Origin of the sequence: Streptomyces sp. NRRL S-350 (assembly GCF_000719705.1) — a bacterium.
Lineage (GTDB): Bacteria > Actinomycetota > Actinomycetes > Streptomycetales > Streptomycetaceae > Kitasatospora.
The window spans coordinates 13787-27693 of record NZ_JOHO01000051.1; the positions used below are offsets into that span (position 1 = coordinate 13787).

Here is a 13907-nt window from a genome sequence, read left to right on the forward strand (position 1 = left end):
GCTGCTTCCGATCGTAGGCGCTGCCACGCCATCATGGGTACAGAACGTGAAACTCCGATCGCAGAGGGTGCCCATCCATGGCCGACAACCAGTCCCCCCGCCTCCACGGCTACGGGGTGCGCTTCGACCCCGAGGCCCGGCGCTACCGGGTCCGTAACGAGACGACGGGGGAGTGGCTGCGCCAACCGACCGGTGAACCGCAGGAGTTCACCTTCTTCTCCGACGCCTACAACGCCTGGCGCCTGTTCGAGGTCCACAAGCGGCCGGGGGAGTGAGCGTGTCCTCCATCCTCTCCCGGGTGACGGCCGAGCAGCGCCGGCAGGCCGCCTGTGTGGTCGAAGACCTGACTTCCGTCCTCGCCCTGGGCGGGACGAAGTTGCCTTGCGTCGAGGTGGACTGGGAGTACGGGCGCCTGACGGGCGACTACCTGGTCGACCTCGGTACGGCCCGCCCGCTCGACCTCCTGCGCATCGTCGACCTCCTGCGCAAGGGGCTGCGCTACGAGCGCCTGACGTATGACGACTGACGCCCTGGCCCGTCTGCTCTGGTGGGCGGGCTTCTCCCTCGTGCTCCTCGCCGCTCTCAGGAAGTGAACCCCCCGCCATGCGCGACCCCCGCCTCCTCGCCAAGCCGCCGGTGTGCCGGCTCGGCTGCCTCGTCCTCGTGCGCAACCGGCGCGGGGACGTCCTGCTCGTCGACCCGGACTACATGGACGGCCTCATCCTGCCCGGCGGCGCGGCCAAGCCCAACGAGCCGCCGAACCTGGCCGCCGCCCGGCACCTGCACGCCGAGACCGGCCTGCACCTGCGCCTGACCGACGTCGTCGCGGTCGACTTCACCCCCGCCGACCGCCACCTGGAGCGCCTGAACCTGGTCTTCGACGGCGGCACCGTCCGCGACGACACCCCCCTCACCGTGCCCCCGCAGCAGCGCAGCGGCCTGCTCGGCGCCCGCTTCGTGCCGGTGCGCGACCTGCCCGACACCATGGCCCCCTCCCAGTGCGCGCGCGTCACCGAAGCCCTCGCCAACCGCACCCTGCCCGTCCTCCTGCACGGCCAGCGCATCGACTGACCCGGCGCACCGACCGGCCCCGAGGATCCGCCCCGCCCCTCGACGGATAGCTCTCACTGAGAGCTAAAATGGGGGGTATGGCCACCACCGAGCCGGCCGACGAACTCTCCACCCTCCTCGTCGCGATCCAGCGCCTGGTCCGCCGCCGCCTGCGCCACGGCCTGGAGCAGCCGCCGCTGCGCGGCGCCCAGGTCGAACTGCTGCGCCTGGTCGCCGACCGGCCCGGGCTGCGGGTCTCGGAGGCCGCCGGGGAGCTGTGCCTGGCCGGGAACTCGGTCTCCACCCTCGTCAACCAGCTCGCCGCCCAGGGCCTGCTGCGCCGCGAGGCGGACCCCGCCGACCGCCGCGCCGCCCTGCTGTACGCGACGGACGCGGCCGTCGAGCGGATCGGCACCTGGCGCCGCCGGCGCCTGGAGCTGATGGAGGACCTGGTCCGGGCCCTGCCGGGGCAGGAGCGGCAGGCCCTGGCCCAGGCGCTGCCCGCGCTGCGTTCCCTCGCGCAGGGCCTGCGCGACCTGCCCGAGGAGGAGTGATGGACGACACCGGCGACGGCCAGGCCGTGGTGTGCCGCGGCCTGGAGTACACCTTCGGCCACGGCCACGGCCACGGCCACGGCCACGGCCGTGGCAAGGGCAAGGGCCGTCCGACGCGGGCCGTCGACGGCATCGACCTGACGGTGCGCACCGGCGAGGTGTTCGGCCTGCTCGGCCCCAACGGCGCGGGCAAGACCACCACGATCCGCGCGATCACCACCCTGCTGCCGGTGGGCGCCGGCATGGTGCGCGTCTTCGGCCACGACGCGGCGCGCCGCCCCATGCAGGTGCGCCGGCTGCTCGGCTACGTGCCCCAGCAGCTGTCCGCCGACTCCGGGTTGACCGGGCGCGAGAACGTCGCCCTGTTCGCCCGCGTCTTCGACGTCCCCCGCGCCGAACGCGCCGAACGCGTCGCCCAGGCACTGGCCGCCGTCGACCTCACGCAGGCCGCCGAGCGGATGGCCGCCACCTACTCCGGCGGCATGGTGCGCCGCCTCGAACTCGCCCAGGCCCTGGTCAGCGCCCCGCGCCTGCTGGTGATGGACGAACCCACCATCGGCCTGGACCCGATCGCCCGCACCGGCGTGTGGGAACGCGTGGACGCCGTGCGCCGCGCCACCGGCATGACCGTCCTGGTCACCACCCACTACATGGACGAAGCCGACCGCCACTGCGACCGCATCGCCCTCATGGACCGCGGCCGCATCCGCGCGCTGGGCACCCCCGCCGAACTCAAGGACCGCGTGCGCCGGGAGGACCCCCGCCAGGAGCGCCCCACCCTGGACGACGTGTTCCGCCACTTCGCCGGCCGCGACCTGGCCGACGCCACGGAAGGAGACTTCGGCGATGTCCGCCGTACCCGCCGCACCGCAGGCCGCGTCGGCTGAACCCCCCGCGGGCGCCCCCGACCTGTCCCTGCTGCTGGTGCCCCCGCGCGCCCGCACCGGCTGGCGCCTGGTGCCCGCCCGCGTCGGCGCGATGTGCGCGGTCGAACTGCAGAAGCTGCGCCACGACCGCACCGAGCTGTACACCCGGGCCGTCCAGCCCGCCCTGTGGCTGCTGATCTTCGGGGAGACCTTCACCCGCCTCAAGGCCATCCCCACCGGCGGCATCCCCTACCTGGACTACCTCGCCCCCGGCATCATCGCCCAGTCCGCGATGTTCATCGCGATCTTCTACGGCATCATGATCATCTGGGAGCGGGACTCCGGCGTCCTCACCAAACTGCTCGTCACCCCCACCCCCCGCGCGGCCCTGGTCACCGGCAAGGCCTTCGCCGCCGGCGTCAAGGCCGTCCTGCAGGCCGCGGTCGTGGTGCTGATCGCCGCCGTCCTGGGCGTCGCCATGACCTGGAACCCGCTGCGCCTGCTCGGCGTCGTCGTCGCGGTCCTCCTCGGCTCGGCGTTCTTCTCCTGCCTGTCCATGGCCATCGCCGGGATCGTGCTCACCCGCGACCGCCTGATGGGCATCGGCCAGGCCATCACCATGCCGCTGTTCTTCGGCTCCAACGCCCTCTACCCCGTCGACCTGATGCCCGGCTGGCTGCAGGCCGTCAGCAAGGCCAACCCGCTCAGCTACCAGGTCGACGCGCTGCGCGGCCTGCTCATCGGCACCCCCTCCCACCTGCCGCTGGACTTCGCCGTCCTCACCGCCGCCGCCCTGGCGGGCATCGCCGCCGCCTCCGCCCTCCTGGGCCGCCTGGCCCGCTAGCCCGTCGCGCGCCTGACGCCCCATCAAAAGATCCGCCGGGTCCGGCCGGTGGGCGCCCGGGGGATCGAAGGAAATTTTCTTCGCAGGCCTGCAACCGTTCGCCGGGAATCGCGTCTATCCCAGTGAGACGCAGGGAGCCGCGATCGGTCTCCCGGGGCGCAGACGAGTCTGCAGCCGGCTCTCGATCCGTCACCGATCACCAGCGCACCGCTGTGGCGTGCCCACAGCCCGGTTCCGGGGGGAACCATGTCCGCCATCGCCCGTATCCGCCATACCCGTCGGGTCGTCACCGCCGCTGCCGCCCTGGGGGCAGCGGCCGCCTGCGGATCGGCCGCGGCCGCCCCGGCGGCCTTCGCGGCGCAGCCCGCGCAGCCCTCCCTCACCGTCCGGGCCCCGGCCTCGGTCGGCGGCGCCGGCGGACCCGTCGCGTTCACCGAGGACATCACCAACCCGGGGCCGGAGAACACCCGTTACGACCTGGAACTGACGACCACCACCGAGGCCGGAACGCCGCCGCACGCGATCGTCATCGACTACAAGGACCCGGCCGACGGCACGTGGAAGCCGGTGCCGCTGGTCATGACCGACGGCCCCGGGAACGTCGTGTACGCCGGGACGGTGACCGGGCTCACCGTCCCGGCCGGCCAGACCCTCACCGTCGACCTGCGGATCGGCGCACCGATGGGCCTGCCCCACGACGGCGCCTCCAACGGCGGCTTCCGGTCGATCTCCCTGCGCTCCGCGCTCACCACCCCCGCGAGCCACGGCACGGCCCAGGCCGAGGCGACCCGCTCCATCGCCGTCACCTCGATCACGAGCTCGCTCGCCCACGTGCCCGCCACCGCCGTCGCCGCAGGCGCGCCGATCGAGTTCGACGCCGTCCTCGACAACCCCACGCCCTCCGACTACACCGACCTCGGCGACGTCCTGTTCGTCGACCGGCACGCGAGCGTCCAGGTGCGGACGGCGGACGGGACCTGGCGCACACTGGCCAAGCTGCCCGGCACCACCCCCCAGGACCCGAACGGCGTGTACCTCCAGGGCCGCGACTCCAGCCTCCGGGCGGGCGGCCACACCGTCACCCGGGTGCGGATCTCCTACGACGCGACGACTCCCGCGGGCGCCACCGCGGTCAGCCCGTGCGTGTTCGTCAACGAGGGCCGGCCGTTCCAGGGGACCACCCGGTGCTCCACCGCGGCGACGGTGCAGGTCCTGCCGCCCGCCACGACGACGCCGAAGCCGACCCCGCCCACGTCGCCGCCCGCGGGCACGGCGTCCACCGCCCCGGCCGTCCCCGCCGTACCGGCCTCCGCCGCCTCCCCGAGCGCCCCGGCCCCGTCCGCCACCGCCGCTTCGCAGGACCCCGCGGCCGGCGCCGCGCAGCCCGCGGCGCCCGCGTCCGCCCAGCTCGCCGCCACCGGCGCCGACCACACCGCCGGCCTCCTGGGCGCCGGCCTCGCCCTGACGGCGCTGGGAGCCGGCGCCCTGTGGCTGCGCCGCGCGCTGCGCCGGGCCTGAGCACACCGCAGCCCGGGAGGGGGAAACCGCGAGAAGGAGCCCGCGAGAAGGGGCCCGCCACCTGCCTTCGGGGTGGCGGGCTCCGCTGCCGGCGGCCGGCCTGCCGCCCCGCCCGCACCGGGCCACCGGCCCCGGACCGGCCCCGGACCGGCCCCGGACCGCGCCCCCGCCGCGCGCCGGGGCCCGTGGCGATGCCGCGATCGGTCGTCGGGTGCCGCGCCCGTCCACGCCTGCATTGCAGGGCCACCGGGCCCGGCGGACACTGGAAACAGGAGGGTCCAGGTGCTCGGACCCGGTGGACCCGTAAGCCGATGCGAGGTTGCAGCATGTCAACTCGCCCGCGGATCGTAGACGTTGACGCCGGCAACGACGCCACCCCTGGTCCTGGCCACCACGGGACCTCACTGGGAGTCGAGGGTGAGGGCTTCACGCCGGGCGGCGAGGCCCGTTTCGTGGTCACCGGCGCAGGCGGTGGCGGCCGGCCCTTGGCGCAAGGCAGTGCGGCGGTGAACGAGAAGGGGTTCGCCCAGTGGAGTGCGATGGTCAGGCCCGCACTCGCCTGCGGCGACTCGGTGTTCGCCGTCGGCACGGACGTGAGTTCCGGTACCAAGACCGAGGAAGCGTCCACCGAGGTGTTCTGCCCCGGAGACCCCGTGTGAGCTCGCCTCGACGCCCCGCGGGCGCCCGCGGCGGTGACCCGCGGCGGTGACCGGCGGTGATGACCGGCACGGGGCCGGGGGCCGGGGAAAGAGAAGGCGCGCGCGGAGCCGGGCGCCGGCCGGCCCCGCGCGCGCAGGGGGAGGGGGGTATCAGGCGGCGGCCCGCTGGTGGGCGCGCACACTGGTGACCAGCTGGTCGCGGATACGGGCCGGGACCTCGGGCGCGAAACGGGCCAGGTAGTGGTTCAGGTGCGTCTCGTCACCGGTGAGGAACGGCAGGTCGAACACCAGCAGCTTGCGCACCGCCAGCAGCGGCACCGGCGCCCGCAGCGGACGGAAGGAGCGGTTCCACAGGCCCGGCTCCTCGCACACCGGGTGGAACTGGCCGATCATCAGGCCCTGTTCGACGAACTCGTCCTTGGCCTTGCGCTGCGCCTCGTCCAGCGCGGTGGAGTCGGCGCGGTCCACGCCGGGCAGCACCAGCAGGACGGTCAGCAGCTCGCGGTCGGACTCCTCGGTCAGCTCCGCCAGCAACCCGTCGTAGCGGGCGCGCAGTTCGGCCACCAGCGCCGGCAGGTCACTGCCCTCGCCGCCGCCCCCGCCCGCGCCCGTGCCGTCGTCCTCGGCGACGGCGAGGTGGAACAGGCCGCGGCGCAGCGAGGGCTGGGTGTAGGGGCAGACCGGGCCGCTGCGGCCCAGGTCGGGGTGGGCGGTGGTGAGGAAGCGGCGGGCCCAGTCGAGGACGTGCGCGGCCTCGGGGTGGGCGGCGGCGTCGCCGGCGTCGATGCGTTCGGCGCTGAACAGGCGCAGGGCACCGCCCCCGCCCCGGACCCCGGCTGCGGCTGCGGTGGCGTGCGGGTGCGGGTGCGGGTGCGGGTGCGGGTGCGCGGGGGCGGGGGCGGGGGCGGTCATCGGGGCCCCCGCCACACCGGGGCCAGGCGCGGGCCACCGCCGGGCAACGCGATGGCCTCGCCGAAGCGGGTGAAGCCGTGGGTGGCGCACAGGTGGGCGCCGCCCTCGGAGCTGGTCTCGGCGTAGGCGGCCTGGCCGGCGGCGTCGACCTCCGCCAGGACGGCGTCCAGCATCGCCTCGCCGGCGCCGGCGGTACGGGCCTGGCTCCGCACCCCGGCGAACGCGAGGTAGTAGTGGGGGCGGTGGCGCGGGTGGCGGCGCGCCTGCAGGTCGGTGATGGCGGCCAGGCGGCGGGCGCAGTCGCCGTGCTGCCCGGCGTCGACGGCCTCGGCCAGGGCGCGGGCGGCGGCGCCGTCGTCGCGGCCCGGGTCCTCCCACACGCCCGGGGGCAGGAACAGCAGCGCCCCCAGCAGCCGCCCGTACGGCGCGTCCTCGTGGGCGACCATGACGCCCTGGTGGGCCAGGCACTGCTCGACGTGGACGCGGAAGAAGGCGGGCAGCACCCGGGCGCGGTGGTCGGGGTCGGGGAAGGCCCAGAGCATCAGCGCGTCGTCGGCGAAGGCGTCGGCCAGCAGCCGGGCCAGGGCGGGCGCCTCCTCGGGGCGGGCCCGGCGCACGGCGGTGCGTGCGGCGGGGCGCGGGGCGGTGCCCGCGGCGGCGGACAGGGCGGTGGCGGTGGTCAACGGGCACTCTCCTCGGGCGAGAGGACGGGCGAGGGGACGGGTACAGGGCCGGGCGAGGCGGCGGGCGCGGGCGCGGGCGGTTCGGCGGCCAGGGCGGCGACGCGCGCGTGCAGGCGCGGCACCCACGCCTCGGCCTCCGGCTTGATCAGCACGCTGCGCAGCACCCGCGCCCCGTCGGCGTCGGCCGCCACGCCCCGGTGGCGGCGGGCGAAGTCGGCGGCGTCCACGCGCAGCACGCTCAGGTACACGGGGTCGTGTTCGTCGGCCATGCCCCGGCGCAGCACGCGCTCGCTGGCGGCGTCGATCGCGGACAGGCTGGGCGCCCCGGCGGGGGTGGGGAAGTAGGTGACGATGTCCAGCTGCGGGCGCTGGTGCAGGGTCAGTTCGCCGCTCTCCTCGATCCGCTCCGCCCAGGCCAGGGCGGCGCGCCGGCTCGCGGCCAGGCCGGCGCCCAGGCCCTGCGCGGTGAGCGGCAGCAGTTGCAGGGTCAGCCACAGGGCGGCGGCCGAGGCGCCGGCGCGCGAGCACTCCAGGCTGATCTCGCCCAGGTGCAGGTCGGCGTCGGTGAAGTAGGTGTACGGGGAGTCGTGGGCGAAGTGGCGGCCGATGGCGGGGTCGGCGAACAGCACCGCGCCGCAGCCGTAGGGCTGCAGGCCGTGCTTGTGCGGGTCGACGGTCACCGAGTCGCAGCCGGCCACGGCCCGCCACGGCGCGGTGTCGATGCCCAGCTCCCGGGCCTGCGCCCGGTCGCCGGCCAGCAGCGCGAAGAACCCGCCGTAGGCGGCGTCCACGTGCACCCGCGCCCCGTACCTGCGGGCCAGCGCCAGCACCTCGTGCACCGGGTCCACCGCGCCGAGCCCGGTGGTGCCGCAGGTGACGACGACCGTGCCCACTCGCCCGGTGCGCAGCAGTTCCTCCAGCGCCCCCGGGTCCATGCGCCCGTCGGCGTCGGCGGGCACCGCGTGGCCGGTGACGCCCAGCACGTGGCACATCCGGCTGTGGGTGTAGTGGGCCTGGCTGCTGTAGGCGACCCCGCGCCCGGGGTGGCTCTGGCGCGCCACGTACAGCGCCTCCAGGTTGGCGATGGTGCCGCTGCTGGTCAGGTGCCCCACGTGGGCGGGCAGCCCGAACATGGCGGCGAGCGCGGCCACGCACTCGCGTTCCATGTCGTTGGTGGCCGGCCCGCCCTCGTAGGCGTGGTTGTTGGGGTTGAAGCGCATCGCCGCCAGGTAGCCGACCAGCGCCGCCGGGTGCGGGGGCTTGACCATCTGCCCGGCGTAACGCGGGTGGAAGAACGGGTAGTTGTGCTCCAGGCGCTTGGCGAAGCGCTCGAACGCGGCGGTGAAGTCCGCCTCGTCCACCCGGTGGGAGGGGTGCGCGGCGAAGGCCCCGAACCGTTCCCCCCACCGTTCGGCCACCTCGGCCGCCCTCGGCAGCCAGTACCGCAGGTCCACGCTCCGGCCCTTCCCTTCGAGTGCTCCGCGAGCCCGCCGGGCCCGGGGCTCCTTGGTGTTGCGAGCGTTCCTTGAGTGCGTCCCGAGCCACGGTGGAGACGCCGCGCAAGGCGCCCGCAACACGCCCAGCTCACCGCACCCCGCCCGCCCGCACCCGCCCGCCCGCACCCCGGGCACCGCCCCCGCCCCCCGCGCACCGCCCCGGGCACCGCCCCACCCGGACCCCAGCGGCACCCAAGGCGGCCCTGCTGCAATCACCCCCAAACACGCCCGGCCGAGGCCGCCCCGGCACCCGCCGGGCCGGCGGGGGAGCCCCATGCGGGAGGAACACGCGATGGTGACCAGACGCAGGATGATCGGCGCCGCCCTGGCGACCGGGGGAGGGGTCCTGCTCGCGCGCACCACCCTGCGCCCGGCCGCCTCCGCCACCGCTTCCGTGCCGGACGCCGAGGCCGCCGCCGACGTCGCCGCCGCGCACCGCCACTCCCCGGGCGCCGACGCCCCCGACCCGGGCCCCGACGCCGGCCCCGCCCTGGTCGAGAAGTTCACCACCGCGCTGCCGCTGCCCCCGGTGCTCAGCCCGGTCTCCACCGACGACGGCGCCGACACCTACGCCGTCACCATGCTCCCCTCCTACGCCCGCATCCTGCCCGGGCACCGCACCCCGGTCCTCACCTACAACGGCGCCTTCCCCGGCCCGGTCATCCGCGCCCGCTCCGGACGGCCCGTGATCGTGCGCCAGACCAACCTGCTGGACGACGCCGTCTCCGTCCACCTGCACGGCGCCCGGGTGCCCACCGAGAGCGACGGCGGCCCGATGAACCTGCTCGCCCCCGGCGCCACCCGCACCTACACCTACCCCAACGACCAGCCCCACGCGAGCCTGTGGTTCCACGACCACGCCCACCACAGCGAATCCGAGCACGTCTACCGGGGCCTGGCGGGCACCTACCTGATCACCGACGCCACCGAGAGCGCCCTGCCGCTGCCCACGGGCCGCTACGACCTGCCCATCGCCCTGCGCGACGCCCGCTTCGACGCCTCCGGCGCCCTCGTCTACCGCATGGACGACCCCCTCAACCGCACCACCATCCTCGCCAACGGCCGCCCCTGGCCCAAGGTCGAGGTCGCCGCCCGCCGCTACCGGCTGCGCCTGCTCAACTCCTCCAACCTGCGCTTCTTCTCCCTGCGCCTGGCCGACGGCGGCCCCCTCACCCAGATCGGCTCCGACGGCGGCCTGCTCGAACGCCCCCACACCACCGACACCGTCGACCTCTCGCCCGGCGAACGCGCCGACGTCGTCATCGACTTCTCCCGCTACCGCGTCGGCACCTCCGTCGTCCTGACCAACTCCCTGCCCCCCGGCCCCGCCGAACACGTCGGCCAGGTGCTGCGCTTCGACGTCGTGCGCTCCGCCGCCGACCCCAGCAGCGTCCCCGACCGGCTGCGCACCCTGCCCGCCCTGGGCGCGGCGGCACGCGAGCGCACCGTGGTGCTCAAGGTCGAGGAGAACCCCGGCGCCGCCCCGCGCGGCCTGATCGACGGCAAGGTGTACGACCCGGCACGCGTGGACGCGGCGGTGGCCTTCGGCACCTCGGAGATCTGGACGGTCGTCAACGCCAACACCGACATCCCCCACAACTTCCACCTGCACCTGGTGCAGTTCCGCGTCCTGGCACGCAACGGCCTGCCCCCGGGCCCCGAGGAGGGCGGCCTCAAGGACACCGTGCGCCTGCTGCCCGGTGAGAGCGTGCGCCTGCAGGCCCGCTTCGACTCCTACCGCGGCCGCTACCCCTACCACTGCCACCTGCTGGACCACTCGGCGATGGGCATGATGGCGCAGATGGAGATCGGCTGACCGCCCCGCCCCGCCCCTGACCGGCGGGCGCGCCCCCTGTGGCGGCGCCCGGGCGGCCCGGGTCTAGCCTGGGACGCATGTTCGTACTGGAGTTGGACTACACCGCCCCGCTGGAGCAGATCGACGCCGCGCTGCCCCAGCACGTCGAGTGGCTGCAGGCGCACTACGCGGCGGGCACCTTCCTCGCCTCGGGGCGCAAGGTGCCGCGTGACGGCGGGGTCATCCTGGCGGTGGGGCAGGACCGGGCCGCGATCGATGCGCTGGTGGCCACCGACCCGTTCGTACGGGCGGGGCTGACGCAGTACCGGGTGACGGAGTTCCTCGCCACCACCACCGCCCCCGTCCTGGACGCCCACCGCCAGCACCTGCCCGCCTGAGCCGAAGCCGCCCGCCCTGGCCGGGGGCGTCCCCGGCGCCACGCCGTGCCCCGCACCGCCCCGCGCGGTTCGGGGCACGGTCGCGTTCTGGCTACGATCGGTGAGCACGGGGCACGGACGGACACGGCACCCACAGTCGGACATCGGCGGGAGAAGACGAATGGCACACGCACGGGCCGGGCAGCCGGCGCAGCCCGGTGACCTGGTGGACGTGGCGAGGCTGGTGACGGCGTACTACACGCTGCACCCGGACCCGCAGGAGGTCGGCCAGCGGGTCGCGTTCGGGACCTCGGGGCACCGGGGCTCGTCGCTGGACGCGGCGTTCAACGAGGACCATATCGCGGCGACCACGCAGGCGATCTGCGAGCTGCGCGCCGAACAGGGCGTCGCGGGCCCGCTGTTCCTGGGCGCCGACACCCACGCCCTGTCCGAGCCGGCCAAGGCGACCGCCCTGGAAGTCCTGGCCGCCAACGGCGTGCACGTGCTGATCGACGCCGCCGACGGCTACACCCCCACCCCGGCGGTCTCGCACGCCATCCTCGCCCACAACCGGCGCAGCCCCCGGGCGCTGGCCGACGGCATCGTCGTCACCCCCTCGCACAACCCGCCGCGCGACGGCGGCTTCAAGTACAACCCGCCCACCGGCGGCCCGGCCGGCTCCGAGGCCACCGGCCGCATCCAGGACCGCGCCAACGAGCTGATCCGCGAGGGCCTGCGCGGCGTGCGCAAGGTCCCCTACGCGCGGGCGCTGGCGGCGGCCACCACCGCCCGCCACGACTTCCTGGGCGCCTACGTCGAGGACCTGCCCTCGGTCCTGGACCTGGACGCGGTGCGCGCGGCGGGCCTGCGCATCGGCGCCGACCCGCTGGGCGGGGCGTCGGTGGCCTACTGGGCGCGCATCGCCGAGACCCACCGCCTGGACCTGACCGTCGTCAACCCCCACACCGACCCGACCTGGCGGTTCATGACGCTCGACTGGGACGGGAAGATCCGCATGGACTGCTCCTCCCCGTCCGCGATGGCCTCCCTCATCGGCCGCCGCGGCGACTACGCCGTCGCCACCGGCAACGACGCCGACGCCGACCGGCACGGCATCGTCACCCCCGACGGCGGGCTGATGAACCCCAACCACTACCTGGCGGTGGCCGTCGACTACCTGTACCGCCACCGCGGCGACTGGCCCGCCGACGCGGGCGTCGGCAAGACCCTCGTCTCCTCCTCGATGCTCGACCGCGTCGCCGCCGACCTCGGCCGCACCCTGGTGGAGGTCCCGGTCGGCTTCAAGTGGTTCGTCGAGGGCCTGCTGGAGGGCTCGATCGGCTTCGGCGGCGAGGAGAGCGCCGGCGCCTCCTTCCTGCGCCGCGACGGCGGGGTGTGGACCACCGACAAGGACGGCATCCTGCTCGCCCTGCTCGCCTCGGAGATCACCGCCGTCACCGGCACCACCCCCAGCACCTACTACGGCGAGCTGACCGGGCGCCACGGCGCCCCCGCCTACGCCCGCGTGGACGCCCCCGCGGACCGCGAGCAGAAGGCCCGCCTGGCCCGCCTGTCCCCGGACCGGGTGGGCGCCGGCGAACTCGCCGGGGAGAAGGTCACCGCCGTCCTGGCCGAGGCCCCCGGCAACGGCGCGGCCATCGGCGGCATCAAGGTCTGCACCGACAACGCCTGGTTCGCCGCCCGCCCCTCCGGCACCGAGGACGTCTACAAGATCTACGCCGAGTCCTTCCACGGCCCCGACCACCTCGCCCGCGTCCAGGACGAGGCCCGCGCCCTGGTCGGCGAGGTCCTCGGGAGCTGACGGCCCGCCGGCGACGCCGCCCCGGCGCCGGGGCGGCGTCGCCGGCGGCCGGGCGCGTCCCCGGGTGTTCAGGCCCGGGCGGCCACCGCTGCGCGGGCGGCCGCGCCGGGGCGCTCGTCGCGGGTGGCCGCCGCCGCCACCGCGCACGCCGCCACCGCCAGCACCGCCGCGGCGAACGGGAACCACCGCCCGCCCAGCACCGCGATCGCCGTCGACCCCGCCACACCCCCGGCCGCCGTCCCCAGGTACAGCGCACTGCTGTTCAACGAGATCAGCAGCGGCGCACTCGCCGGGTCGATCGACGCCAGCCGGTGCGGCAGCGCCACCGACACCGCCCACCCCGCCAGCGGCACCACCGCCGCGTACACCAGCGCCCCCGGCATGGAGCGCCCCAGCCACGGCAGCGCGGCGAACGCGGCGGCGGCCACCGCCGAGCCGGTCAGCAGGACGCGCCGCACCCCCGCCCGGTCCACCAGGCGCCCGCCCAGCCAGCTGCCGGCCACCGACATGACGCCGGTGGTCAGCAGGATCAGGCTCAGCCGGTCCGCGTCGCCGCCGGTGGCCCCGGCCACGGCGGTGGCGAGGTAGATGTAGACGCTCTGGAAGGCGAGGAAGAACACCAGCGTGGTGGCCGCCGCGCCCAGCACCCGGCGCCGGCCCAGCGGGGCCAGGCGGGCGGCGAGGGTGGGGGCGGTGGCGGGGGCGGGCAGGTCGCGCAGCAGCGCGGCCAGGCCCGCCAGCGCGGCCACGCCCAGCGCGGTGACCAGCCACATCGTCATCCGCCAGTCGCCGCGCCCCACCCAGGTGCCCAGCGGCACGCCCAGGGCGGTGGCCGCCGTCATCCCGCCGAGCACGGTCGCCAGCGCCCGGCCGCGCCGCTCGGGGGCGACCAGGGTGGTGGCCACGGCGTTGGCGGTCGGCGTGTAGAGGGCGGCGCCGGCGGCGGCCAGCACCCGGGTGGCCAGCAGCAGGCCGTAGGTGGGGGCGAGGGCGCTGAGCGCGTTGGCGGCGCTGAACACCGCGAGCGCGGTCAGCAGCAGGCGCCGGCGCGGCCAGCGGGCGGTGAGCGTGGCGAGGACGGGGGCCAGCAGCGCGTAGCCGAGCGCGAAGACGGTGACCAGCTGGCCGGCGGCCGGCACCGACACCCCCAGGTCGGCGGAGACCGGGCCGAGGATGCCGGCGACGACCATCGAGTCGGTGCCCATGGCGAAGGTGCCGAGGGCGAGCAGGAGCAGACGTACGGGCACGGGCGGGCCCCCCGGGGCGAAATCGTTTGACGGACGTGCAACAGTTTGACGCTCGTCAAACACTCGGGGATGGGTGGATGATTG

Annotated in this window: 15 protein-coding genes; 11 read left to right on the top strand and 4 right to left on the bottom strand. The window is 75.6% G+C overall.

From position 1 onward, the window contains the following. The first annotated feature begins 77 nt into the window (after window positions 1-77). The 8 genes from IF30_RS0131085 (at window position 78) to IF30_RS48165 (ending at window position 5491) form a co-directional block, all read left to right on the top strand. Entirely contained in the window at window positions 78-275 is a 198-nt protein-coding gene (locus IF30_RS0131085) for a hypothetical protein (RefSeq protein WP_030244673.1), read from the top strand. A gap of 2 nt (window positions 276-277) precedes the next feature. Beyond that, the gene (locus IF30_RS0131090) at window positions 278-526 is read left to right on the top strand and encodes a hypothetical protein (protein WP_030244675.1); all 249 of its coding nucleotides are present in this window, start codon (window positions 278-280) and stop codon (window positions 524-526) included. Window positions 527-603: 77 nt separating this feature from the next. Continuing rightward, complete coding sequence (locus IF30_RS44075) at window positions 604-1071, top strand: NUDIX domain-containing protein (RefSeq protein WP_051711617.1); 468 nt, start codon at window positions 604-606, stop codon at window positions 1069-1071. A 77-nt stretch (window positions 1072-1148) separates the two neighbouring features. Next, window positions 1149-1604 (top strand): MarR family winged helix-turn-helix transcriptional regulator, encoded by a 456-nt coding sequence (locus IF30_RS0131100; protein ID WP_030244679.1) that lies wholly within the window; start codon window positions 1149-1151, stop codon window positions 1602-1604. Next, on the top strand, window positions 1604-2491 hold the full coding sequence (locus IF30_RS0131105) for an ATP-binding cassette domain-containing protein (protein ID WP_078891853.1): 888 nt from the start codon (window positions 1604-1606) through the stop codon (window positions 2489-2491). Before IF30_RS0131100 ends, IF30_RS0131105 begins: the two co-directional genes overlap by 1 nt. Continuing rightward, a complete protein-coding gene (locus tag IF30_RS0131110) occupies window positions 2451-3314 on the top strand; it encodes an ABC transporter permease (RefSeq protein ID WP_030244682.1) in 864 nt (287 codons plus the stop codon). Before IF30_RS0131105 ends, IF30_RS0131110 begins: the two co-directional genes overlap by 41 nt. 246 nt (window positions 3315-3560) lie before the next feature. Next, window positions 3561-4832, top strand: a complete 1272-nt coding sequence (locus IF30_RS0131115; protein WP_051711619.1) for a hypothetical protein — start codon at window positions 3561-3563, stop codon at window positions 4830-4832. A gap of 506 nt (window positions 4833-5338) precedes the next feature. Continuing rightward, window positions 5339-5491: a hypothetical protein gene (locus IF30_RS48165; protein WP_158835611.1), complete on the top strand. Its 153-nt coding sequence runs from the start codon at window positions 5339-5341 to the stop codon at window positions 5489-5491. A gap of 150 nt (window positions 5492-5641) precedes the next feature. Here the strand turns inward: IF30_RS48165 and IF30_RS0131125 are convergent, their stop codons facing one another. Genes IF30_RS0131125 through IF30_RS0131135 form a run of 3 tightly spaced genes read right to left on the bottom strand, consistent with a single transcriptional unit; the run spans window position 5642 to window position 8540 of the window. Beyond that, window positions 5642-6403, bottom strand: a complete 762-nt coding sequence (locus IF30_RS0131125) for a DUF6875 domain-containing protein (RefSeq protein ID WP_158835614.1) — start codon at window positions 6401-6403, stop codon at window positions 5642-5644. After that, window positions 6400-7086, bottom strand: a complete 687-nt coding sequence (locus IF30_RS0131130; RefSeq protein ID WP_051711620.1) for a hypothetical protein — start codon at window positions 7084-7086, stop codon at window positions 6400-6402. Before IF30_RS0131130 ends, IF30_RS0131125 begins: the two co-directional genes overlap by 4 nt. Continuing rightward, the gene (locus tag IF30_RS0131135; protein ID WP_078891854.1) at window positions 7083-8540 is read right to left on the bottom strand and encodes a pyridoxal phosphate-dependent decarboxylase family protein; all 1458 of its coding nucleotides are present in this window, start codon (window positions 8538-8540) and stop codon (window positions 7083-7085) included. Before IF30_RS0131135 ends, IF30_RS0131130 begins: the two co-directional genes overlap by 4 nt. A gap of 334 nt (window positions 8541-8874) precedes the next feature. Between IF30_RS0131135 and IF30_RS0131140 the strand changes: the two genes are divergently transcribed. From IF30_RS0131140 to pgm, 3 genes are all read left to right on the top strand, one after another. Then, the gene (locus IF30_RS0131140) at window positions 8875-10398 is read left to right on the top strand and encodes a multicopper oxidase family protein (RefSeq protein ID WP_030244689.1); all 1524 of its coding nucleotides are present in this window, start codon (window positions 8875-8877) and stop codon (window positions 10396-10398) included. Window positions 10399-10475: 77 nt separating this feature from the next. Next, on the top strand, window positions 10476-10775 hold the full coding sequence (locus tag IF30_RS0131145; RefSeq protein ID WP_030244690.1) for a YciI family protein: 300 nt from the start codon (window positions 10476-10478) through the stop codon (window positions 10773-10775). A gap of 160 nt (window positions 10776-10935) precedes the next feature. Beyond that, complete coding sequence (gene pgm, locus IF30_RS0131150) at window positions 10936-12576, top strand: phosphoglucomutase (alpha-D-glucose-1,6-bisphosphate-dependent) (protein ID WP_030244692.1); 1641 nt, start codon at window positions 10936-10938, stop codon at window positions 12574-12576. A gap of 68 nt (window positions 12577-12644) precedes the next feature. Here pgm and IF30_RS0131155 read toward each other — a convergent pair whose 3' ends face one another. Beyond that, a complete protein-coding gene (locus tag IF30_RS0131155; protein WP_037901725.1) occupies window positions 12645-13823 on the bottom strand; it encodes an MFS transporter in 1179 nt (392 codons plus the stop codon). Between the last annotated feature and the right edge of the window lie 84 nt (window positions 13824-13907).

Excerpts from the sequence above, each read along its gene's own strand:
- IF30_RS0131085 (WP_030244673.1), top strand. The coding sequence starts at position 78 with ATGGCCGACAACCAGTCCCCCCGCCTCCACGGCTACGGGGTGCGCTTC.
- IF30_RS44075 (WP_051711617.1), top strand. The coding sequence starts at position 604 with ATGCGCGACCCCCGCCTCCTCGCCAAGCCGCCGGTGTGCCGGCTCGGC.
- IF30_RS0131100 (WP_030244679.1), top strand. The coding sequence starts at position 1,149 with ATGGCCACCACCGAGCCGGCCGACGAACTCTCCACCCTCCTCGTCGCG.
- IF30_RS0131105 (WP_078891853.1), top strand. The coding sequence starts at position 1,604 with ATGGACGACACCGGCGACGGCCAGGCCGTGGTGTGCCGCGGCCTGGAG.
- IF30_RS0131110 (WP_030244682.1), top strand. The coding sequence starts at position 2,451 with ATGTCCGCCGTACCCGCCGCACCGCAGGCCGCGTCGGCTGAACCCCCC.
- IF30_RS0131115 (WP_051711619.1), top strand. The coding sequence starts at position 3,561 with ATGTCCGCCATCGCCCGTATCCGCCATACCCGTCGGGTCGTCACCGCC.
- IF30_RS0131125 (WP_158835614.1), bottom strand. The coding sequence starts at position 6,403 with ATGACCGCCCCCGCCCCCGCCCCCGCGCACCCGCACCCGCACCCGCAC.
- IF30_RS0131140 (WP_030244689.1), top strand. The coding sequence starts at position 8,875 with ATGGTGACCAGACGCAGGATGATCGGCGCCGCCCTGGCGACCGGGGGA.
- IF30_RS0131145 (WP_030244690.1), top strand. The coding sequence starts at position 10,476 with ATGTTCGTACTGGAGTTGGACTACACCGCCCCGCTGGAGCAGATCGAC.
- pgm (WP_030244692.1), top strand. The coding sequence starts at position 10,936 with ATGGCACACGCACGGGCCGGGCAGCCGGCGCAGCCCGGTGACCTGGTG.